Genomic DNA, 20567 nt, shown 5'->3' with positions numbered 1-20567 from the left:
AAAACCTGTATATTTATACAGTATCCTACACGTAAATTCGTAGGCGTGAACTGTCACTTATATTTCGAGAAATGGGCTGCGCGACATACATCGCTCGGCCTCATGTCCTGCTTCCATTGCCCAGAGGAGGTTCCACCATGAGAGCAGATGACTGGGTTCGGGAGGCCGAACGCGAATCAAAGCTTGTCGATGCCTTGTTTAAAGCGCGTCGCCTTATTTCCATGCACAACGGCATGACCGTCCGGTGCGACGGCGAAGAATGGCCGCTTGATTTTGGCCAGGAGTTGAGGATGATTGACGCTGCGTTGAAGACGGCCGGAATTGACACGCGGCGCCTCAGGCAATAGATACTTGTCGAGCCGCTTGCGTTAGTGAATCATTCACAGTGCGCGGCATGGAGGACCTTGAGAGGTCGACGGATGCAAACTGAGAAATATCGTGGATACACGCTATGGGGTCACGCCATCCTGCAACAGGAAGACACCCCACGGACCGAACGGTTCGCTGGGAGCGGCACAATCACGCGCCATACGAAAGTCGTCAACGTGTCTGGAGTCCTTGGACACTTCGGAACGGAGGAGGATGCTGAGATCGCTGGCATCGCGTGGTGTCGCGCCTGGATAGAGAGCGACGAATAGCAGACGCGCGTAGCCACGCACTACGAAACAGACACGCCCAGGAGTCGCCCAACACCGAACGTGAAAGCTGCAGCGATAAGGCCGATGACAACCTGCCGCAATGCGGAGAAGGCCGCGCTTCGTCCGTTAAAGAGTGATGTGAAGACTCCGATGGACGCGAGAGCAAGAGCGCTCAGCACGATACATTGCGCGATGGCGCTGAGTCCATGCGTCCATAGGAACGGCATCGCCGGGAAAATGGCACCGACCGAGAACAGGCAGAAGGAGACGCCAGCAGCCGACCACGGATTCCCGCCCAGCTCCGCCGGGTCCAGTCCAAGCTCCTCCCGTGTCAACGTTTCAAGGGCCTTGTCCTTGTCGCGCATCATCTGCGATGCCACGCGCTTCGCCTCATCGGCTTCGAGCCCTTTCGCGCGATAAATCAGCGCCAACTCGTGCTCTTCGGCCTCGGGCGAAGTCTCCAACTCGTCGGCTTCTTTCGCAATCTGGGTGCTAGCCAACTCCCGGGCGTTGGTCACCGAAAGCCATTCACCCAGCGCCATCGAGCACGCTCCGGCTATCAACCCGGCAAGCCCTGTCAGCAGGATTGCCTTGTTGCCCGTTCCCGCACCCGCCACGCCCATAATCAGACAGAAATTGGAGACGAGACCATCGTTCGCGCCGAGTACTGCTGCGCGCAGGTCGTTCCCCGACGACACCCCCTTGTGCCATGACTCGGCTGCGGCAATACGCGCGCCCTGCGACATGTCCGGGTCGCCGCCATGAGCCAGCGTCTGGACCACTGCGGCGTGGTGATGCTCGTCGGCCGACATGCGCCCCGCATCCGGTTGCCCGTGATATTTGTTCCGGTCTGCGTACTCCGCCGCAGCAAGCGTGGGCAATACGAAACCCGCGCCGAACAAGCGGACCAGTGTCTTCATCAGGCGTGTCTTGACGGCCTGCCCGGTTCCCTTCGGGCGGACCCCGTTGGCTCTCAGCTTTTCCGCCCACACCTGCGCATGGTCACGCTCTGATTGGGCCAGGTCGCAGTAGACCTGCTTGCGGGTTTCATCCTCCTCGAGCTTGGCAAGCGTTTCGTATAGCGCAGCACTATGAAGTTCATCAGAGAGGTTTGCCCTGAAACGCTTGATTTCGTGTTTCGATGCCATCGTGAAGTACTTGCCGATTTTTGTTCGCCACCACGTAGCGTATTTGATTCAGGAAACCTGAATCACAAAGCCCCTAAAACGCGGCCTAATCGAGAAAGTTAACGGTTCTCATACCGATTTGGGTCCGCGCGCCGACACACCGTCTCGCAGACACCGGCGCAGGTCCCCGTTGAACTGGTCAGGACACGATGTTGGTAAATGCGCTGGATGAACACGATGATGTTTCGGTCCAGTTATCCAAGCCTAAGGCCCGGCATCTTGCCATCAAGAAATTGGGAGCGATTCTATCTTGATTGCCACATGTGCTCCCTGGCGTACTTGAGGACATCGCCCCGAGGCGGCCAAACGTATGGCGCGCGGTAGATTTTATCTCTAGGCATGTCCGTTGCGCGACCAAGAAGGCCGACCATTGTTTGTCATGACCCAAGGAGCAACAAATGAGCATCTTCTCGACCATCCTCAATAAGATTTTTCCGCATGACCACCCAGCGAACACAACCTCAGCGGCTACTGCAGCGCCGGCCGCCACCGCGCCGGCACCCGGTTCCACAACAGCACCAGCCGGTGCGCCATCCACACCATCGACTGCGGCAGCGCAACCCTCACAACCCTCCGCTGCGCCAATGCCGACCGTGGATGTTGGAGCGGTCCTTACGCAAATGCAGGAAGGAAGCGGGCAGCAATTGAATTGGCGTACATCGATTGTCGACCTACTCAAGCTCCTCGGGCTCGATAGCAGCCTCGACGCCCGCAAGCGACTGGCCTCCGAACTTCATTACACGGGCAACACGGAGGATTCAGCCACGATGAATGTCTGGCTGCATCGCGAAGTAATGCAGAAGCTGTCGGAGAACGGCGGCAAGGTGCCCGACGACCTGAAAAACTGAGTGAGTTAGCCTTCGGTCTTCTGAATGACAAGCGCCGTAGCTTATGCTGCGGCGCTATTACTTATGAAGGTTTTTTCACCGGCGGCATGCCGCCTATTGCCGACCGGCAAATCTAATTCAGCCGACCAGCCGCCGATAGGCGCTCAGGTGCCTAACGAGACCTTGCTTGTCGCCACGAATCTCGCTTAGCCGGGCAAGGTTGAAGTGAGCGTCGGCATGCGTAGGGTCAATTTCTATGCATCGCTGATAGGCCGCTGCCGCCGCGTCGTAGCGGTTCAGTTCCTCTAGGACGACCGCGCGGTTGAAGTGAAGCAACCCGTCGTCGGGAAAATGCTCGAGTGCACCATCGAAAATGGACAACGCCTCATCGCAACGCGTTTCCGCCTCGCATAGCAATACGCCCAGATTGGTATATGCGTCGTAATGCGGTGATGGCGCAAGCTCAAGCACTTTCCGGTAGGCCTGTTCCGCACCCACCGCATCTGTTTCGGTGAGCTGCTCGGCAAGTGCGAACCATTCTTCTGCCTGCTCTTCCCGACTCGCCAGGTTTCGCGGAGCCGAGTCCAAAAACGCTACATCACCTCGGATAGGTGCAACCTCGAAATCAAGCAGGTGCTGGCCTGATGCAGCGTCCCATTGGGACTGTCCTGACCTGACCGCTACAGTTTCGCCGACAGATGTGATTCGGATTCCAGACAGCGGAAGTTCGTCAGGGAGTTCGGCTTTCAGCTTGGCAAGCGCCTTGAGAATTTTCCGTGACGAGACTTTCGCGGATTGCAGTTGAAATGCGGTGCGAAGGACCACGACATCCTGGAACGAGAAACGAAGTTCGTTCCGCCGGCCGCGCGCGGGATGAACAAACCCCGCGTCAATCAGTCCAGATAGAACTCTGCGCGAAACGCCCAGCAGTGACTGGAGGCTCCGCAGCGAATAGTCGTGTGACAGATTTCGTCTGTTCACTTGCGAGCTCGAACCTTTGCCGGCGGCGCTTCTTTCACGTCAGCTCTCGGCGCGGCTCGTTTGACAGGCCGTCGGGGTTTGGCTGACAGTCCTTCAACGTCATCTGCCGAAGCCTTTTTTGCCGGGGCCGTCTTTGCAACCGATTTGGCAGGTGCGGCTCGCTTTGCCTTGTTGGTGCTCAGACTTGCTCGCAGCGCTTCCATCAGGTCAATCACCTGGCCACCGGATTCCTCTGCTGGCGTCTCTGGTGCCACAATCTGTTTGCCAGCAATTTTCCGGTCGATGGCTTCAAGAATCCGCTTCTTCTCTTCGTCTTCGTACGCAGTCGGGTCGTATGCGTCTTCCGAAACCTGGTCGATGATTTGAAGGGCGAGCTTCAGCTCCGTATCACTGACACTCACGTGTTCGATGTGCAAATCGCTCAGCGCCCGCACCTCATCGGCAAACAGCAATTGCTGAAAGACCATCCCATCTTCCGCCGGCCTTATCTGAACGATTCGGGTCTTTCCCTTGTACGACCATTTTGCCAGCGCGCAACGTTCGCTTTCTCGCATGGCCTGTTGCAGCAGGCTATAGGGTTTGCCTCCCCGTTTGTCCGGGGCGATGAAGTACGCCTTGTCATAGTAGAGCGGGTCCACCGACTTTTCCGGGACGAAGGAAACAATCTCGACAACGTGGCTCGCCCCTTCCTCGAGTGCCTTCAATTCGTCAGGAGCAAAAACGACAAACTGCCCCTTTTCGAATTCGTAGCCTTTTTTCATGTCAGCGCGGGCGACGACATCGCCAGTAGCCTCGGATATGTATTGCTGCTTGACCCGGCCGCCTTCCGGCGTCAGCAGATTGAAGCCAACGCCAGCAGCGCTGTCCGTAGCCGAATAAAGCTTCACCGGTATGGATACCAGACCGAAGGAAAGCGTCAGCGATGCGATGGAACGGGCAGCCATGCGATTCTCCTGATAGCGGCGGGCGAACCGCCGCAGCGCTGCTTACACACTATCCGCTTCGAGGGGACAGCCCTTCGCGTCGCACACAGCATGAGCTGTGCCCGTCGCCGACGGTTCTCGCCATGCACTTCCGAGACCCTGTTCAGTCGAACGGACTTCCTAGCGCAGGCGCTTTACGGCGGACGCCAGTGACTGGCGCGTTGACCAATACTCTTCCCACGGGTCCTGCGTCTGGAAGCTAAGATACTCTCTCGCCGTTTGCACCGTCCAGTGCGCGCCGCTTTTCAGGTCGGGCAACTGCTCCCACGACACTGGCATCGACACCCCCATTCCCGGGCGGGCCCGCGCAGAAAATGCCGTGGCAGTCGTCTGCGCCTTGCCGTTGCGCAGGTAATCAACATAGATTTTGCCAATTCTGTTGGAGGCGCCCGACGTTGCCGAAAATCGGTCGGGGATGGTCTTCGCCAGATGCCGGACGAACGCCTGCGAGAACGCCTTCACAGATTTGTAGTCAAGTCTTGGCGTAAGCGGCACGACGACATGCAGCCCCTTGCCGCCGCTCGTCTTTAACCAGGCCTTCAGGCCCAGCTCCGTAAGCAATGCATGGACAAGGACAGCCGCCTCATGAATCTGCTTCCACTTCACGCCTTCGCCTGGGTCGAGGTCAAAGATGACCCTGTCAGGCTGGTCGATTCGCTGAACCGTCGAATTCCAGGTGTGAAACTCAACGACGTTCATTTGGGCCGCCGACATCAGAGCGTCAGTTGTGTCGACCGTCAGTAATGGCGGGTGGTTCAGCCACAAATCGCGGTCATGGGCCTTCAGGCCCGGCATGGCAGTCTTTTCGGCGTGCTTCTGGAAAAATAGCTCACCAGAGATGCCCGTAGGCGCACGGACCATCGCAAGCGGCCGGTCCGCCAGATGGGGAAGCATCCATGGGGCAATGCTTTCGTAATACCGAATCAGGTCCAGCTTTGTAACGCCGCTTGTTGGGTCGACGATACGCTCAGGGTGCGTGACTTTCACCTGAGAAACGGGCGCTGGCGTTAGCGTCTCACCGGCCTCCCGTACCACGAGGCGCGCAGGCTTGTCGACGCGCAAACCTTTGAACGACGCCTGGCGCACGACACCTTCCACAGTCCATTCGGCAAACTCGACCTCGGCGACGAGCTCTGGCCGGACCCAGCGTTCGCTGCCAAGCGCACGCCTGGACCAGCGGCTGGGCTTCGATACCGCGACGTCAAAGGGAGTTGTATCCACCTCGAGCGGCGTCAGGCGCTCCCATAGGTCCCGGCCAGTGCGGGCGTTCCAACCGGTGCCGACGCTGCCGGCGTCATGGAGCTGGTTGCCGACATAATATCCAAGCAGGAGGCTGCCAACTTCGCCGTCCTTGCCGCCTCGAGCGGTGAAGCCGCAGACAACCAGTTCCTGTCGCAGGCGGCACTTCGCCTTCAGCCATGTCTGAGTCCTTCCAGACTCATATTTCGCGTCGCGAACTTTCAACATCAGGCCTTCGAGACCCAGCCCAGCCGCCGCCTCAAATATCTGGGCCACCGGAGCCTCGAAGTCCTGACTGAACCGGATGCGGTCGCCCTCATCCTTGAGCAGTTGCAAAAGCAGCGCGCGCCGCGCCCACAGCGGGACATTCCTGAGGTCCTTCCCTTCGAAGTACGGCACGTCGAACAGGAAATAAATGATTTCCTCATTCGCGGCGCCATCTATAGCGTTCTGAAGCGCGCCGAAATCTGGGAGGCCGTTTCTGAGCACGACGATTTCGCCGTCCAGCCAGCCACTCGGGACTGGCAGCTTTGCAACCTCTGCAGCCAGGCTTACGAGCTTCTTCGTCCAGTCGTGGCCGCCGCTTGTGAACAGCCTCACGCGCCCCTTGTCGACGCGGGCGAGTATTCTGTAACCATCCAGTTTCGACTCGACTATCCAGTCCCCGCCCGTCGGCAGTGACGAAGCCAGAGTCGCGCGCTGCGGTTCGAGTTTTGCGGGGAGCGGCGCGCTCGTGGCGGCAGACAGGTCTAGGTCCTGGTTGCTCTTGCGCGCCGGCCGCACGGATTTCGGCTCACGCTCTTCGACGAGCCCCAAGGGCTTGGTGGCGACGCTGTCGGGAAGCGCCTTGATGACATCGTATTTCGCCAGCGGCTGCGCCCACTCATCGCGTTTTTTGAAGAGCATCCACTGGTCTTGCTTGTCCTCCGGCTTGGAAATGCGGACCAGTTCCCACAAGCCCGCGAGTTTCTCGCCATGGAGTTGGAACATCAGCTTGCCGGCCGCCAATGCCTTTCGGGGGTCACCGACCGGCTCCCATGTCCCGCGGTCCCATATTATGACCGTGCCGGCACCATACTGTTTGGGCGGAATCGTGCCTTCGAACGTTGCGTACTCCAGTGGATGGTCCTCCACCTGGATGGCTATCCTTTTTTCCTTTGGGTCGTAACAGAGGCCCTTGGGTAACGCCCATGAAATTAGCACGCCATCCATTTCAAGCCGGAAATCGTAGTGAAGGCGACTCGCCCAGTGCTTCTGAACGACGAAACCAAGGTACCCTGACCCGCTTCTGGCGTGGGCCGATGGGACAGGCTCGGGCGTAGCACCGAAATCCCGCATTTTTTCGTAGCGGTTGAGAGAGGGAGATGCAACTCTGCGGCTCGTGACCATGGTTGTAGTCGAAGAATGCCCAAAATCGAGGCAGCTTTCCGCGCCGGCTAGCAGCTGGATGCACAGGTTTCAGTGGCAGCGCCACGGCGGCGGCCAGACTTCCATCTGCCCATAGCTCGAAGGCCAAAGGTTATAGGCGCATCGTCAAAGTATCACTTTGCGACGCGCCGACGTTAGAACCGGGTTTAGCTCCGGCCTTCGGTGCCCTTCAGTTCACCACGCTTGTGTGAATGCGTCGCTGCGTACTTCAGTTCGAAATGCGCACCTTTGCCGCTACGTGTTGGCGGAAAGTGTTCGTCTTCGACGCAGGTGACCTCGAACGTGTCTTTCCCGTCATCATGCACGACCGAATAGATACCCGAAACTTTTACTATTTCGCCCGGCTTGTATGAACTGTCGCCCGCCATTTGTCCCTCCCCTTCAAATGATTGAGAACAACGGCTGAGCAAGCGACGTTCCGAGCCGGCCGAGCGTGGAATAGCCGCTCAGATTACCTGTGGACGCTGGGGGAATGCTTAACTTCGAGCCGCCCGAGAATGATGGAAGGTGCGCGCTGCATTGCGCTCCAAGATTGGACTCATTGCTATCAGCAAGCCAATCTTGCACGTGAGGTTCGGCAGGTGCTCGACGACGGCCGCTGACCAAGGCGGCTCGTTGTGAACGTGACGATTTGGATTCCGTAGTCTCGCGTACAAAGGCATCCGTTCCATGGGAGGCATGGCTGTTGCGTAAGCCACGAAAATGTTTAAGCTTGCCGAGCCATGTCGACTGTTCTACTCGTTGATGATGACGCCGATAACCTGTGGGCGCTCCAACTGGCACTCGAAAGCGGGGGCCATCACGTGCTAATTGCGCAAAACGGGGCGCAAGCGCTGCGGACTGTCCTGCACCAAATGCCCGCGCTAATCGTTACTGACTGGCAAATGCCTGAGATGGACGGGGCGGAGCTGTGCAGACGAGTCAGATGCCAACCTGCGTTCGCGCATTTGTCAATTGTGATGCTCTCTGCTATGGCCGAGCCGGGCTCCGCCCCAGGCTGCTGGTCAGCTTTTTTTCAAAAGCCGGCCGACCTCCAGAAGCTCTTGCAGACCGTCAACGCGTTTGTAGCAGCGCGACTGACAACCAGCATCACGTCGCCAGCTTTTGCGGGTCGGCCGCCTGCTCGCTGGCAACCTGTCAATGAGCGCTGCTGGCCGTAGAACGTTCGCCCGCAGCAATCCAACACCACTCGATGAATGCGCGTCCGAGTGAGGTGACCGACTTCTACGGTCATCTCCGCAGGGTCCGCGTAAAATAGGTCAAGTTTCGCGGGCTGGAGCAAAGCATCGCGACCGTCCGTGTCTGCTTGACTAAGCCAGTCGTCATCTGACGATTGCAAATTACTATACCGCTGCGGTCTCGCAGTTTCGTTTCAACGTCAGAAGCTGCTTTGGACTTCATGGAAAGCGATACCGCGTACCCCAATAAAGACGAACTCGCCGGCCGGGGAGCAAGGCAGCCGGACTATGCCCTGGAAAACAGTGCGCTAGTTAGGCTCGCCAAGGCCCAGACAGGGCCGAGGGCCAATCTGCTGCAAGAAATCGCGGCGACGGCACAGTCGATTTGTGGTGCGGGCAGCGCAGGTATCAGCCTAGTTGAGGGGGCCAGCGATAGTCGGCATTTCCGGTGGTTGGCGGTCGCAGGCCTCTGCGCTGACCTGCAGGGTAAGGCGACGGCATGGAACGAGTGCCCTTGCGGGGTAGCGCTACAGGCAGGAGCGCCCCAATTGTTTGTCCGACCACAGGACCAATTCGCTTGCCTCCAGATTCCCGGCGTCAAAGTTACTGAAGGTGTCGTCGTCCCCATACCTGGCGGTGAAGCTCAGTTGGGCGCGATATGGGTGATGTCGCACTCCGACGAACGTCAGTTCGACCGCGAGGATGTCCGGCTGCTCTCGAATCTTGCTGTGTTCGCCGGGACAGCGCTAACTATCGTTGACGCGCGCGACAGCGGCATTGAGAGTGACCGGCGGCATAGTGAATTCATCGCCATGCTTGGACACGAACTGCGCAATCCCATGGCTCCAATTGACAGTGCTATTGGCGCGGCCCAACGTTTGTGTGCCGACAACGCGAAGGCGGTAGAGGTATTAACCGTTGCCCAACGGCAGGTAAGGCATCTGCGAACGCTGGTCGATGACCTGCTTGACGCTGCGCGACTAAAGCACGGCAAACTTACCATCAAACACAGCGACACGTCCCTTAACGAGATTGCGTTTGACGCGTTAGCGGCGGTCAGGCATCACTTCGACTCACGTCGGCATACATTGAAGGTTAGCGGGCTTGATGCGCCTGTTCCTGTTCGAGCCGACCACGTTCGTTTGAGTCAAGTCTTGGGCAATATTCTGTCGAACGCTGCGAAGTACACGCCGGTCGGCGGAACCATCGAGATGACCGTCAGTGTCCACCCGGATGAAGGCAGCCTGGACCCGGCCGGCCAGGTAGTCATCACGGTCCAGGACAACGGCATTGGCATAGATAGCTCGGTGCAACCACTCGTTTTCGAACTGTTTGCCCAATCCGCTCAGGCCCACGCAAGAGCCGAAGGGGGACTTGGGATTGGCCTCGCTGTCGCCAAGCGCATGGTCGAGTTGCATGACGGGACAATATCGCTCGAAAGCATTGGAGCAGGCGCAGGAACCGCGGTAACCCTACGTCTGCCAATACTCCGTGCTCCGTCGGCGCCGGACCAACCTAAACAGATTGCCGAGTCGCTCGGTCTCGGTCCCGTGCGCCTTCTTCTTGTCGATGACAATCTGGACGCCTTGATGTCCCTGGGCATCCTGCTAGAACTTGAAGGGCACAACGTGACCACTGCGAGCAACGGGCGCGATGCCATTCGCCTTATGGCGGAAGTTCGCCCGGAGGTGGCAATTGTCGATGTCGGGATGCCAGACGTTGACGGCTTTGACGTCGCACGCGCCGTTCGAGCCGACCGGGGTCTGGATGACATCACGTTAGTCGCATTGACTGGCTACGCCGCGGAGTCTGACAAATCACGAGCGCTCGCTGCAGGCTTCGACTACCACTTGACCAAGCCGCTCTCGCTAGAAAAGCTGCAATACATCTTGGTAAATCGAATTGGCGGCAAGCTGGGTGGGTTGGTTTGACAGCGACTGGAATCGCTACGAGGTGAACGTGCGGAGCATTGAGTGAGAATGCCGTCCGGACTGCTGCCCTAAGTGGCATCAGGATAACAATGCCGAAGATACCGGATGCCATTGCTCCACTGCACGGTCAGAACACACTGGGCGAAGCGTCTCACGCACCGCTAGCTGCACACGGGCTTCACCGGACGATTGATGCCAGCCTGGTGAGGAATAATGTGGTGGCGTTGTTCCTGCCAGCGTAGTCGGCGAACGCGCTCGTTATGTGTGCTACCGCACATAACGTCGGGAGCTCCCTAGAAGTCGCCCCAGCTCTGCCCTACCTTTCGAACGGTAAGGCGCTGGTCCATCGAGGGCCTGAAGGTCATACGTGCCCACAGGTGCCGTGGCAGCTACAAAAAGACCTCTCAGAACCGCTAACCCTCGCCGGTCTCCTGCGCTCATCAAGCCCAGCTGCCGTAGGAGGACGCAGCGTACTTCCAGGTTTGCGTGCGCAACGCACTCGAGCCAGCCATCCTCCGATTCCGGCAAAGCGTCGCTGGTGTCGCGAGCCGGCGGCAGGCATCCGAACTATTGACCAAGGAGCAGCCATGAGACCCGTCTTCGCCACTCGGATTTTCTGTACGCTTCCGCTCGTCGTCGCCTCAGTACTTTCTGGCTGTGGAGGAAGCACGTCGACGCTTCCGACCTCGACCGCGCCCGTAGCCACCCCAGTGGCGACAATGCCGGTATCGCGCGTGGAGGTTATCCCTTTTCAGACCCTCACGTTGACTGACCAGGAGTTCCTGAGTGGCCGAGAAGACGGAACGCCCGTTACGGTGGCGGGAGAATTGCGCCTGCCGCGTGCCGGCACTGACCGGCTCCCGCTCGTTATCATCCTCCATCCCGCAGGAGGCATCGGGTCAAACATCGTCGACTGGGAGCAGGACCTACTGGGACTGGGCATCGCCACTTTTGTCGTGGACAGCTTTTCCGGTCGCGGCATCGTCAACTTGCTCAATAACCGCGGAGAGCTGGGCTTGCTTGCGCAGTCCGAGGACGCATACCGCGCGCTCGCACTACTGCAAAAGCACCCTAGAATCGACCCGACGAGAGTCGTGCTCATGGGCTTCTCCCGCGGAGGCAAAGCCGCGCTTTACGCTAGTTTGAAGCGATGGCAGCGCATGCATGGTCCGGCTACCAATGCAGAATTCGCGGGGTATATAGCCTTCTACCCTGGTTGTGACGTCACCTTCCGGGACGAGACCGATATCACCACCAAACCCGTCCGCATCTTCTACGGAAGTGCCGACGATTTATTGCCAGTCGCTGCATGCCGCGCCTACGTCGAAAGATTGAAGGCAAGCGGCAAGAACGTACAACTCACTGAGTACCCAGGGGCACAACACCTGTTCGACTCCCGTTCGTTCAGGCAAGCGACGAAGCTTCAGCAGGCGCCAACGACAAGGAACTGTCAGTTGGTGGAAGCGGAGAACGGACAAATCGTGAATGCCAAAACGAAACAACCGTTCGCCCTCAGTGACCCCTGCGTCGAATATGGCCCGACCGTTGCCTTTGACGACGAAGCCACAAGGGCGGCGAGGCAAGCCGTCAACGACCTGGTGATGAGCATCCTCAAACCTGAACGGCCCCCTTCGTGAGCAAAGTACTCCGAAGTCTCACCGAGGCCGCAAATGTAGAGGTCAATATTGTGAGTGCGAGCATGGGCGCCTCCACGCGAAGCCATTCCTGGCGACGTGGCCACCCCTTGGCAGGTCGACGGTACCGCAAAAGGGCGACTTTGCAAGGAACGACGCTCATCCTGAGTTCAGGGAATAGAGCCACAACCTTCGACCTTCTGGAACGAGAATGTCGCTGGCCGCCCGCAAAGACTCTATGCAATATCTCGGGCCCGCGTTACGAATGAGTTTTCCACCTCGATATTGGTCGTTCTATATACACACCGGACACCCCAGGTGCCCATCAATCGTACGAGCTAGATAGGGCGGCAGGCGGCGTCTAGTATCCTTGACACCGCAACGCACACCGCCTGAAACCAAAGAATACTCTTCAACTCCCGCCCGAAGCCGGGTTGGTAGCTGACGCTGGCATGGCGGCGCCGGACTTCTTATGCGTCTTCTTGTGCGACGTAGTACCAGAGGGTGCCATGCTATTTGCCCCTGATGCGCCCGACACTGTATCGGTCGAACCGCCCGCGCTCGGCTTGCTCATGCCCGTGCCACCTTGCCCCGCGGCGGCTCCTCCACCACCCGCGCCTTGCGCGTAGACACTCCCCGATATACCGAAAAATACTGCCACAATCAGAATTCCTTTTGTCGCGACTCGCATGGCTGTCTCCTTAAACGCGAAGCGGTGGTTAGCACTGCAGTGTGCGAACCCGCTTATGAGTCTGCGCAATTCCCATACCGGAACTCCGCTATTCCACCCTTCAACGTCGATTGCTTTAACTGGCCTCCCGCGACTGCTCGTATACGAGGACGGCGGGAATGCCCGTTGCGGAAAGTGCTTGCACAGGGAGGCGGCCATGACCTTAGTACTAGTAGTGGAGGACGATGTGAATCTGCTAAGGGCGCTCGAGACGCTTCTTAGTGGTGGTGGCTACCGGGTCCGCACAGCGGCCGACGGCGTGGATGCAATGCAGTCGGTAGCATAGGAACGCCCGGACGTCATCGTCTAGGACGTCATGATGCCAAGAATGAACGGCGCCAAGCTGGTTCATTCTCTAAGGGCGGAGCCGGCGCTTGCAGGTATCCCCGTTGTGATGACGTCGGCTGCCGCCTCGCCGCCTGCGCTTCCACTCCATGCGTTCCTGCCGAAGCCTTTCGCCGCCACAAAATTACCGGAAATTTCCGCGCGAATTGCAACCGCCGTAACTTGGCCACGACGTCTGCGGTCACGACCCCGATTCTTAAGACAACCTTCACTTTGGCGTTATCCAACAGCACCTAAAGTAATGAAGTAGGCACGACGATGCATGTGTGCCCTTCTTCGGAGGGGCAAGGCAAGGCAGTGCTGTGTTCGCCACAGGAGGTCAAATATGAGACCCGTTTCTCGACTTCGTGCGTCGCTGCTAGGCGTCGCGTTCGCATTTTCTTTGCCAGCGGATGCATTTGAGTTTGGCACACTGGGCGTGATTACAGGGCAAACCGCCCGGCTCACGGTATTCAATCTGGCAACAGGACAGGTTCCTCCCAACCCCTGCCGTGCCCAGCTGTATTTTGCAGACGCGAATGGCCGGCCCCTGCCAGGCGGCAACGCTGACCAGCCTGCACAGTCGACTCCAACGCTCGCACCCGGTGCGAGCGCCACGATAATGTTGCCTGTGACCACCAATTTCGCAACGCGCGTCCTGGTCCGTCCCGTAGTTCGTCCGCTCACCGCCACGTGCTCGCTGGCGACCGCGGCCGACGTTGCTGATTTGCAGACGGGCGGCACCGCAGTCATTTTCCCGCCGTCCCCGTCCTGCCGTCTGTTTCACTCTACCCGCCTGCGCCTGTCTATCCACCTTCCCCGGTTTTCGGGCTGCGACTCCGGATAGCGGGTCAGACAGCGAGATTGACAGTGCAGAGTCCCGTTGAGAGCGTTGGAAACGGCACGGCCCAGGTGGAGCTAAGGTTCGTTGACCCGAATGGCCGGACCCTGACCGACCCCACTGGTGAACCTTTGCTGAAACCGGCTTCCCTGAAGAAAGGACAGGTGGTGTTCCTCGACCTGGAGAACCCGCTTGGCGCCGGCACAGCCACGGCGTACCGGCCAGTTATCAAATCCACGTCGACGAATCTGGCGGATGATGTGGCGACTGCCCAACTCGTGGTGACGCACGAGTTGTATGACTCGGCGACAGGGAAATCCTTGCTGGCTGCCCCGAGCGACCCGTGTGTGGGCGTATTCTGCTTGACGGTGAAAGGGAAATAAGCGCGCGGCCTCAAGGGGGGCGCGAATAGACTCGTCAAGCGCTAAGACGGACAAGCGGCCTTAGGACCCAATTCCTGAGGGACAAGTATGTCCCGCAGGTATCATTTTTTCGAAAGCGCTCTATGCGTTCCGCTCCGTGACGTTTCCGGCAGCGTGACAATGACACCGGAACGCAGTTTCTACCGCATGCAAGAGCGCTAATGCGGGCACTCACCGCCCCTCAGAATACTCCCCGAGACCAACTTGCTCGGGGACACAACTGGGATGGCAGTTGCTCCGAGCGATTTGAGAACCGCCTGTCTAGCTTAAGAAACCTGTCGCGCGAAGATGATTGCTTCCATTGGCCGAACCGTAACCGAAATAACGCACGCTGGACCACCTGATGTGCTTCCATCGACTTCGTCGATGTGAACCTCCCCGGTTTGTGTCACGGTCGCGAACTCCATGGCTCCAGACTGGTTGCAGCATTGGCTCACAAGTACTGTGCCGGTCGGGGTCACGGTCGAGTCGACGATTACCGATATAGAGAAGGTCTCTTCGGTATTCGTGTTTGTGACAACGACCAAGGGACGGCGAACATGATGTGCATGGACGTGCGCCGAGCGATGCTGAAGAGCACTAGCTGCCGCGAAGCGCTTATGGCTGAACTCCGAGAGGTCCGATGCGCGCAAGGTTGCGAAACGGCTTCGCCGAATTCATGAGAGCGGCGAGACAGGGTCCATCAATACGACGGAGCTAAAAAGGTCCGGCGAGCTGGCCTTGATGATTCTGCGCAGGGCTCTCGATGCCTTCGCGCGGATGGATGCCGTGGCGGCCGCGCAGATTGTCCGCGACGACGAAGCAGTCGACAACTCGTTCCGTGCGTTCGGACGCAGGCTGGTCATGCAGATGACGGAAGCTCCCCCGACAATTCCGGTTGGCCTGGAACACATGTTTATCGCGAAGGCCATTGAGCGTATCGGGGACCACGCTACCAATATCGCTGAGTTCGTTGTTTATGTGGTCAAGGGCCGCGATGTACGCCATGTATCCCTTGACCGCTCGACAAGCGTAGACCACAATAAAGTTATCACCAATTCCGAATTAAAAGCGTCAATCCGCGTAAGTGCCGCTCAAAGAGCGTTCAAAATCATTCATTTACGTGTAGCGCATTAAAGGTGTCAACTGCTGCAAGTGGCGACGGTATCAACCGACGGCCGATGCGCGGTGCTGCCGGCTACGAGCCACCGCGATCCACATTGGAAAACAGCCAGAAGCGCCGTGGATATAGCGGAATCACCCTCGCCGGCGATCCATGTACCGACGCGTAAATGCCTTGCAGTGTCCTGGCTTCATCGGCCGCGCTCGGGAAGGCGTCCAGTAAACATTCGAGTACGATGCAAGACAGTTGGCGCAGCGATATTGCGCCTCAAGAAGTTGGACGTTAATTCGATACGGTATCTCATGGCCGCAGCGGCGACATGCCGACTCCACAGCACAGTGATGTGCGGGGCACACATTCAGACTCTCGAACTGATGGAGGATGCTGTGGTAGCCATAACCAAGACACAGTCGACAGAAGCGGAACGACGTGCTCCATCGCGGTCGAACCTCATCCTGTATCAATGCCGTTCGCATCGACCGCCTGGATACCTGCAGGTTCGCACGCAGCCGATCAATATCGATGACACCCACACGTGGCACGAGCCCTTCATAGGGGTCGACGTCCGGGCCCAACAGCCGCGCTACGACGTTTCCCGATAGTGCATTGGCTTTCTCGAATTTCCACAGGATCGAAATCAGCGACTCATACGGGTAAAGCCACTTCCTGTCGAACAGATAGCCCAGCGATGGCGTCAAACTGCCTTCTTCCAGCGTCAGGATCGGGAATCGGGGTTCCGTCAGGGTCATTGCTCTACGCTGCTGAAGCGAGCACGCGCCCCGTAGCATGGCGTGACTGGACATAACCGCAGTGCCTGACCGCGTGTTGCCATAGCACAGTTTCTGGACCGTACCCCCGCGCATCTCTAAGTTCGCTATCCTTAAGCACAATCTCGACAGCGCGCGCGAATGATTCCATCGGGATCTCCAGTTGACCCGGGAGACTGGCCTTGTGGTGGGCCGCCTCGAAAGCTTCCCATAGTTTACCGGCGTCATTGACCAGCCTGTAACCGGCATCAAACGCCTGAGGGACATAGAAGCGCGTGAAGCTCCAGTGACTTCTCTCCGGATATGCAGTCTGATCGTAGCCATTGAGACACGTCGCTACATCCTGAGCGTTGCGAATGCCGTAGAACGCGAGATCTTCGACCATCAGACGCGCGACGATCTGGGTCTTGCCCGCGACCTGCAGCGCAGTCTTCTGCGCGAGCAACTCCTGCTGACCGACGAGGAATGTGAAGAGCTTGATCTGCTGCCTGTCGAGTGTGTCATGTACGTCGCGCAGCCATTCATACTCGTTGTCGTCATATCGTTGAGCCTCATCGCAAAACAATAGAACCACCCCACTACCTGCCCTCGCGGCTGCCTCCCGAATTCTCAACGCCAGCCGCATCCGCTTAGAGGTGTTGGAACCCGCGTTAGGATCGGGGTCTCCGACTGCCTCCAACAGGTTCGCGAAGAACGGTCCTTCCGCATGCCGAGGCTTGTGCTCGCACTGCGCGTGGTAGCTCGTCATCCTAGGATAGTTTCGTGCAATGAGCAGTCGCACGTATTCGATCGCCCGGGTCTTGCCAATCCGCGACGGGCCATAGGTGAGCGCGCCCATGACCCGGTAGCGCAGACAACGCGCGACCAGTTCGTAAAACTCCTCGATTGCTGGGGTCGCAATCCTGTAGTTTCCTGTCATCAACGGATGCAGTGACGGATCGACCGGACGCGGTATCTCGAGCGACATGATGCCTCCCATCTGGAACAAGGTTAATAGACCTGGCCCGTGCCGATCGTGAGCTTGCGCGGACGGACTGGCGTGCTCAATACAGGTGGTGGGCCTTGATCAGAAACGCCGTTAGGCCTAGATTCCGTATCGCGTTTCGCTGCAGGTAAAGCGGCTTTCGGCGGTCCGACGGGCGTCCGAACAGTAGGCGCGGCGGACAGGATGCGCACGGCCTGCGACAAATCCGATGCGACCTTACGTTTCTTCTTTGCCTGCGCCAGCTTGACGTTCAAATAGTCTTCAATGGGATTTGCGGACGCGGACGCCAACGATCCCCGATTGGCTTTCTCTTTGAGGATTTTCCGGCGTAGCGTCAAGGTGTGTGGCATGACACGCCATGCTCCCTGCGCGTTGAGGACGCCGAGTTCTGATCCGTCGGCTAGAAACGCGCGAACACTCCTCATATCGTCCGCATTCATATAGACAAGCAGGCGCTGCCCGATGAGATGTGTACTGCATGCAAGTACATCGCTTGTATACCGAACGCCGTGCAGGTTGATATGAGGCCTGACACCCTTGTCGAGATAGGCACGTACCGGGCACCGAACCGCCGACTGCATCAGACAGAGCGTGCGTCGATGATGTTCGGGCAGCCAGTTGAGCAACTGCTGCTTGCCGCGCACGAAATACTCGATTGCTTCCAGCGGTGTGACATTGTTCAGTCCGCCGTGCGGTGTGCCGTGATAGCTTCCGATCGCGTATTCAACGAGCTCCTCGAGTTCGTCCAGCGACACAAAGAGGCGCAGATTCCCTTTCGGATCCGCCAGCGCACGACGTAGATCACGTGGATGCGAGCCGGTGTATCCGGGTAGCCGGGAAGATAGCCTACTGGCGATGGTGCCAAAAAACCGCTCAATATAGGGCCGCTCGTCCGGACTATGCTTCGGCCCCGCATCGACACAGCAACCGACAAATTCGCACATGGCCGCGAGCGACTCGTTTGCAAGGTTGGCCTTCGCGTTGTCGAGCTTCATCCACTCCCATGTCACGTACCCGAGCTCGGGCAAACGCTGCGATGGAAAGCCGTCCCTGACATCAATGGCACCATCACCCTCGAACGTGACGCCTTGCGACATAGCTTCAGCGGCCGCCGAACCCGGGAGCAGTACGACCTCCTGCCGATCGGGATAGGACACCCAAAAGTCGGCCAGCAATCGCTTCTCTTGAATTTGTACGTAGCCGGGTCGCTCGCAGAATGACCGGATCGCCGCGTCCACCTCGATGAGGATCCATTGGTCCAAAGTGCAACGCCGGTACAAGGTCAGCCGTCGGTTGAGCTTGAGACTGAACGCTTCCAGCCGATGTGCTCCGCGCGGCCTGGCGAGAGCGACCGGCTTCGCAGGGTGCGAAAAATCTTCCATGAGATCAAAGCCTTAGCCGCGGGATTCGAAGTCTAGAACACCAATTGACAAATTTAATGCGGATTAATGCGAATTGACGACTTTATTTCGTTCGGACTGCAAATATAAATGTCAATCCGACTCCGAGCAGTCCTAACCGGCCAGGACTTGCAGAGATTTCGAATTGATAAAGTTATTTCGGTTTACGCCTGACCTGCCCCCCGACCTCGATGGCCGTCACGGCACGAATCGCGCCAACGGACGCATGCAGGTCGCCGCTGACACCGATCTCGACGCGCTTCGCGCGTGGCTCGCCCGCTTCGCCGATACGAAAACCACGTTCGACAACTACCGCAAGGAAGCCGAACGGCTGCTGCTGTGGTCGGTCCTGCAGATGGGCAAACCGCTCTCCTCGCTCACGCACGAGGACCTGCTCGTCTACCAGCACTTCCTCGCCGATCCCCAGCCCGCCGCGCGGTGGACCGCTGACGGCGGACGCAAACACCCCCGCCACGATCCGCGCTGGCGGCCGTTCTACGGCCCGCTGTCCGGATCAAGCCAGCGCCAGGCCATGGTGATCCTCAACGTCATGTTTGCGTGGCTCGTGCAGGCCGGGTATCTGGCCGGCAATCCGCTGTCGCTGTCGCGTCAGCGTGCCCGACGGGCCAGGCCGCGCATCGTCCGGTATCTGTCGCCCGAGCTGTGGCTCGAGGTCAAGACCTGGATTCAGGGCATGCCCGTGCAGACAGCTCGCGAGCGCGAACATCACGCGCGCGTGCGCTGGCTCTTTACCCTGCTCTATCTGGGCGGTCTGCGCATCACGGAGGTCGGCACGAACACGATGGGACGGTTTTTCCGGCGCGCCGACGAAAACGGCACGGAACGGTGGTGGCTCGAAGTGATGGGCAAAGGTGGCAAGGAGCGGCTGGTGCCCGCCACCGCGGAAATGATGACGGAACTGGGCACCTACCGGCGGGCACGCGGACTGCCCGCCCTGCCCTCGCCAGGCGAGGACACGCCGCTCGTGCTGCCGGTTGGCCAGTCGCGCAAACCGCTCACGCGCGCCGCGTTGCACCGGATCGTGAAGGATGTTTTCAGCGGTGCGGCGCAATCCCTGCGCGAGCGAGGTGAAGATCATGCTCAGCGCGCGGACCGCCTCGAACAGGGGTCGGCACACTGGCTGCGTCACAGCGCAGGCTCCCATATGGCGGACCAGCAGCTGGATCTGCGACTCGTGCGGGATAATCTCGGGCATGCGTCACTGACGACGACCAGCCAGTATCTTCACGTCAATGACGATCGTCGGCACCGCGAGACCGACGAGAAGCACCGTATTGACTGGTAATCGACTCCAGCCAAAACCTAGCCTGATCTGGAAATCGTCGGCGGCAAGCCTGACGGGTTCACCCGGACGCAGGCGGAGTTTTTCTTTCGGCGACCGCGATGATGCGGCGGCGTCCGTCCGCAAACGCCTTGAGCAGCGGAGCGGGTCAGCGTCTCCGGGCAGCCAGAAGTGCGCTCCGAGCGCTCCCGCGTAATCGCACAGGGGACCTCACTGTGATGTCCGGACAGCCGAAACGAAATTTCGTGTTGGTCTGGGGTAGTGTAGATTGCAGCCTGACGGAGACGGGGTTTGCGGTTGCGGAGAACGCAGACGCGGCAGACGGTTAGTTGCATGTTTGCAATCAATATGGCCAGAGTGAGCATTTACGGGAACCACTCTCACCACCACGAAGGGTTCGCCGAACTGCATGCCGGCAATTGAAGACAGCGCTCGCCCACTCTATCGGATGACAATTTAAGCGCGATCTAGATTTGCGTTAGCGTTAGGCGATCGGCTGTACTCGACCCACTCCGGTCAGACAACTTGCTCCATACCGGTCAGTCAGTCAATTTCAAATTTGCGGACTGGAATGCCAGTAAGCGGCCGTTGGCGACCTCATCCAAACGGCCAACAGGTGTCATTCGGTCGTCCCCTGGCTCGGACGTTCAGACGTCAGCTTCGCCCC

At 58.8% G+C, this 20567-nt stretch carries 16 protein-coding genes and 2 pseudogenes; 10 read left to right on the top strand and 8 right to left on the bottom strand.

The genetic code is table 11. The annotated features are described in order from the left end of the window. Positions 1–137 precede the first annotated feature (137 nt). Positions 138–347: a hypothetical protein gene (locus tag P0D96_RS43520; protein ID WP_408320171.1), complete on the top strand. Its 210-nt coding sequence runs from the start codon at positions 138–140 to the stop codon at positions 345–347. Positions 348–419: 72 nt separating this feature from the next. Then, positions 420–638, top strand: coding sequence for a hypothetical protein (locus P0D96_RS43515; protein WP_408320169.1), 219 nt, complete (start codon positions 420–422; stop codon positions 636–638). A 20-nt stretch (positions 639–658) separates the two neighbouring features. Here P0D96_RS43515 and P0D96_RS43510 read toward each other — a convergent pair whose 3' ends face one another. Beyond that, positions 659–1786, bottom strand: coding sequence for a VIT1/CCC1 transporter family protein (locus P0D96_RS43510; protein WP_408320167.1), 1128 nt, complete (start codon positions 1784–1786; stop codon positions 659–661). Positions 1787–2223: 437 nt separating this feature from the next. Here P0D96_RS43510 and P0D96_RS43505 point away from each other — a divergent pair, with 437 nt between their 5' ends. Further along, complete coding sequence (locus P0D96_RS43505; protein WP_408320165.1) at positions 2224–2673, top strand: DUF3597 domain-containing protein; 450 nt, start codon at positions 2224–2226, stop codon at positions 2671–2673. 117 nt (positions 2674–2790) lie between these two features. On the opposite strand, the gene P0D96_RS43500 is transcribed toward P0D96_RS43505, so the two are convergent. The 4 genes from P0D96_RS43500 to P0D96_RS43485 form a co-directional block, all read right to left on the bottom strand. Beyond that, positions 2791–3633: a tetratricopeptide repeat protein gene (locus P0D96_RS43500; RefSeq protein ID WP_408320163.1), complete on the bottom strand. Its 843-nt coding sequence runs from the start codon at positions 3631–3633 to the stop codon at positions 2791–2793. Then, complete coding sequence (ku, locus tag P0D96_RS43495; protein ID WP_408320161.1) at positions 3630–4577, bottom strand: non-homologous end joining protein Ku; 948 nt, start codon at positions 4575–4577, stop codon at positions 3630–3632. Before ku ends, P0D96_RS43500 begins: the two co-directional genes overlap by 4 nt. 159 nt (positions 4578–4736) lie before the next feature. Continuing rightward, complete coding sequence (ligD, locus tag P0D96_RS43490; protein ID WP_408320159.1) at positions 4737–7244, bottom strand: DNA ligase D; 2508 nt, start codon at positions 7242–7244, stop codon at positions 4737–4739. A 185-nt stretch (positions 7245–7429) separates the two neighbouring features. Next, positions 7430–7651 carry a hypothetical protein gene (locus P0D96_RS43485; protein WP_408320157.1) on the bottom strand — a complete coding sequence of 74 codons (222 nt, stop codon included), beginning with the start codon at positions 7649–7651 and terminating at the stop codon, positions 7430–7432. A 354-nt stretch (positions 7652–8005) separates the two neighbouring features. On the opposite strand from P0D96_RS43485, the gene P0D96_RS43480 reads away from it, so the two are divergent. The 6 genes and pseudogenes from P0D96_RS43480 to P0D96_RS43455 all read left to right on the top strand — a co-directional run. Further along, positions 8006–8443 (top strand): response regulator, encoded by a 438-nt coding sequence (locus P0D96_RS43480; protein WP_408320155.1) that lies wholly within the window; start codon positions 8006–8008, stop codon positions 8441–8443. A 239-nt stretch (positions 8444–8682) separates the two neighbouring features. Next, a complete protein-coding gene (locus P0D96_RS43475) occupies positions 8683–10392 on the top strand; it encodes a hybrid sensor histidine kinase/response regulator (protein WP_408320153.1) in 1710 nt (569 codons plus the stop codon). Between the two features lie 587 nt (positions 10393–10979). Then, positions 10980–12029, top strand: coding sequence for a dienelactone hydrolase family protein (locus P0D96_RS43470; RefSeq protein WP_408320151.1), 1050 nt, complete (start codon positions 10980–10982; stop codon positions 12027–12029). 884 nt (positions 12030–12913) lie between these two features. Continuing rightward, the gene (locus P0D96_RS43465) at positions 12914–13042 is read left to right on the top strand and encodes a response regulator (protein ID WP_408320149.1); all 129 of its coding nucleotides are present in this window, start codon (positions 12914–12916) and stop codon (positions 13040–13042) included. Positions 13043–13950: 908 nt separating this feature from the next. Further along, positions 13951–14304 carry a hypothetical protein gene (locus P0D96_RS43460; protein WP_408320148.1) on the top strand — a complete coding sequence of 118 codons (354 nt, stop codon included), beginning with the start codon at positions 13951–13953 and terminating at the stop codon, positions 14302–14304. 612 nt (positions 14305–14916) lie between these two features. Beyond that, positions 14917–15342, top strand: a pseudogene (locus tag P0D96_RS43455) (phosphate signaling complex PhoU family protein); the annotation flags it as partial. A 237-nt stretch (positions 15343–15579) separates the two neighbouring features. Here the strand turns inward: P0D96_RS43455 and P0D96_RS43450 are convergent. From P0D96_RS43450 to P0D96_RS43440, 3 genes and pseudogenes are all read right to left on the bottom strand, one after another. Next, positions 15580–16194 carry a TniQ family protein gene (locus P0D96_RS43450; RefSeq protein WP_408320146.1) on the bottom strand — a complete coding sequence of 205 codons (615 nt, stop codon included), beginning with the start codon at positions 16192–16194 and terminating at the stop codon, positions 15580–15582. A gap of 4 nt (positions 16195–16198) precedes the next feature. Beyond that, positions 16199–17179 carry an AAA family ATPase gene (locus P0D96_RS43445; protein ID WP_408288008.1) on the bottom strand — a complete coding sequence of 327 codons (981 nt, stop codon included), beginning with the start codon at positions 17177–17179 and terminating at the stop codon, positions 16199–16201. Positions 17180–17202: 23 nt separating this feature from the next. Then, positions 17203–18249, bottom strand: a pseudogene (locus P0D96_RS43440) (integrase core domain-containing protein); the annotation flags it as partial. Between the two features lie 493 nt (positions 18250–18742). Here P0D96_RS43440 and P0D96_RS43435 point away from each other — a divergent pair. Further along, entirely contained in the window at positions 18743–19903 is a 1161-nt protein-coding gene (locus P0D96_RS43435) for a tyrosine-type recombinase/integrase (RefSeq protein WP_408320144.1), read from the top strand. The last annotated feature ends 664 nt before the right edge of the window (positions 19904–20567 follow it).

Origin of the sequence: Paraburkholderia sp. RL17-347-BIC-D (assembly GCF_046027915.1) — a bacterium.
GTDB lineage: Bacteria > Pseudomonadota > Gammaproteobacteria > Burkholderiales > Burkholderiaceae > Paraburkholderia.
This window is presented reverse-complemented; position numbering and strand designations above follow the sequence as displayed.

Excerpts from the sequence above, each read along its gene's own strand:
- P0D96_RS43520 (WP_408320171.1), top strand. The coding sequence starts at position 138 with ATGAGAGCAGATGACTGGGTTCGGGAGGCCGAACGCGAATCAAAGCTT.
- P0D96_RS43515 (WP_408320169.1), top strand. The coding sequence starts at position 420 with ATGCAAACTGAGAAATATCGTGGATACACGCTATGGGGTCACGCCATC.
- P0D96_RS43510 (WP_408320167.1), bottom strand. The coding sequence starts at position 1,786 with ATGGCATCGAAACACGAAATCAAGCGTTTCAGGGCAAACCTCTCTGAT.
- P0D96_RS43505 (WP_408320165.1), top strand. The coding sequence starts at position 2,224 with ATGAGCATCTTCTCGACCATCCTCAATAAGATTTTTCCGCATGACCAC.
- ku (WP_408320161.1), bottom strand. The coding sequence starts at position 4,577 with ATGGCTGCCCGTTCCATCGCATCGCTGACGCTTTCCTTCGGTCTGGTA.
- ligD (WP_408320159.1), bottom strand. The coding sequence starts at position 7,244 with ATGGTCACGAGCCGCAGAGTTGCATCTCCCTCTCTCAACCGCTACGAA.
- P0D96_RS43485 (WP_408320157.1), bottom strand. The coding sequence starts at position 7,651 with ATGGCGGGCGACAGTTCATACAAGCCGGGCGAAATAGTAAAAGTTTCG.
- P0D96_RS43480 (WP_408320155.1), top strand. The coding sequence starts at position 8,006 with ATGTCGACTGTTCTACTCGTTGATGATGACGCCGATAACCTGTGGGCG.
- P0D96_RS43475 (WP_408320153.1), top strand. The coding sequence starts at position 8,683 with ATGGAAAGCGATACCGCGTACCCCAATAAAGACGAACTCGCCGGCCGG.
- P0D96_RS43470 (WP_408320151.1), top strand. The coding sequence starts at position 10,980 with ATGAGACCCGTCTTCGCCACTCGGATTTTCTGTACGCTTCCGCTCGTC.
- P0D96_RS43465 (WP_408320149.1), top strand. The coding sequence starts at position 12,914 with ATGACCTTAGTACTAGTAGTGGAGGACGATGTGAATCTGCTAAGGGCG.
- P0D96_RS43450 (WP_408320146.1), bottom strand. The coding sequence starts at position 16,194 with ATGACCCTGACGGAACCCCGATTCCCGATCCTGACGCTGGAAGAAGGC.
- P0D96_RS43445 (WP_408288008.1), bottom strand. The coding sequence starts at position 17,179 with ATGTCGCTCGAGATACCGCGTCCGGTCGATCCGTCACTGCATCCGTTG.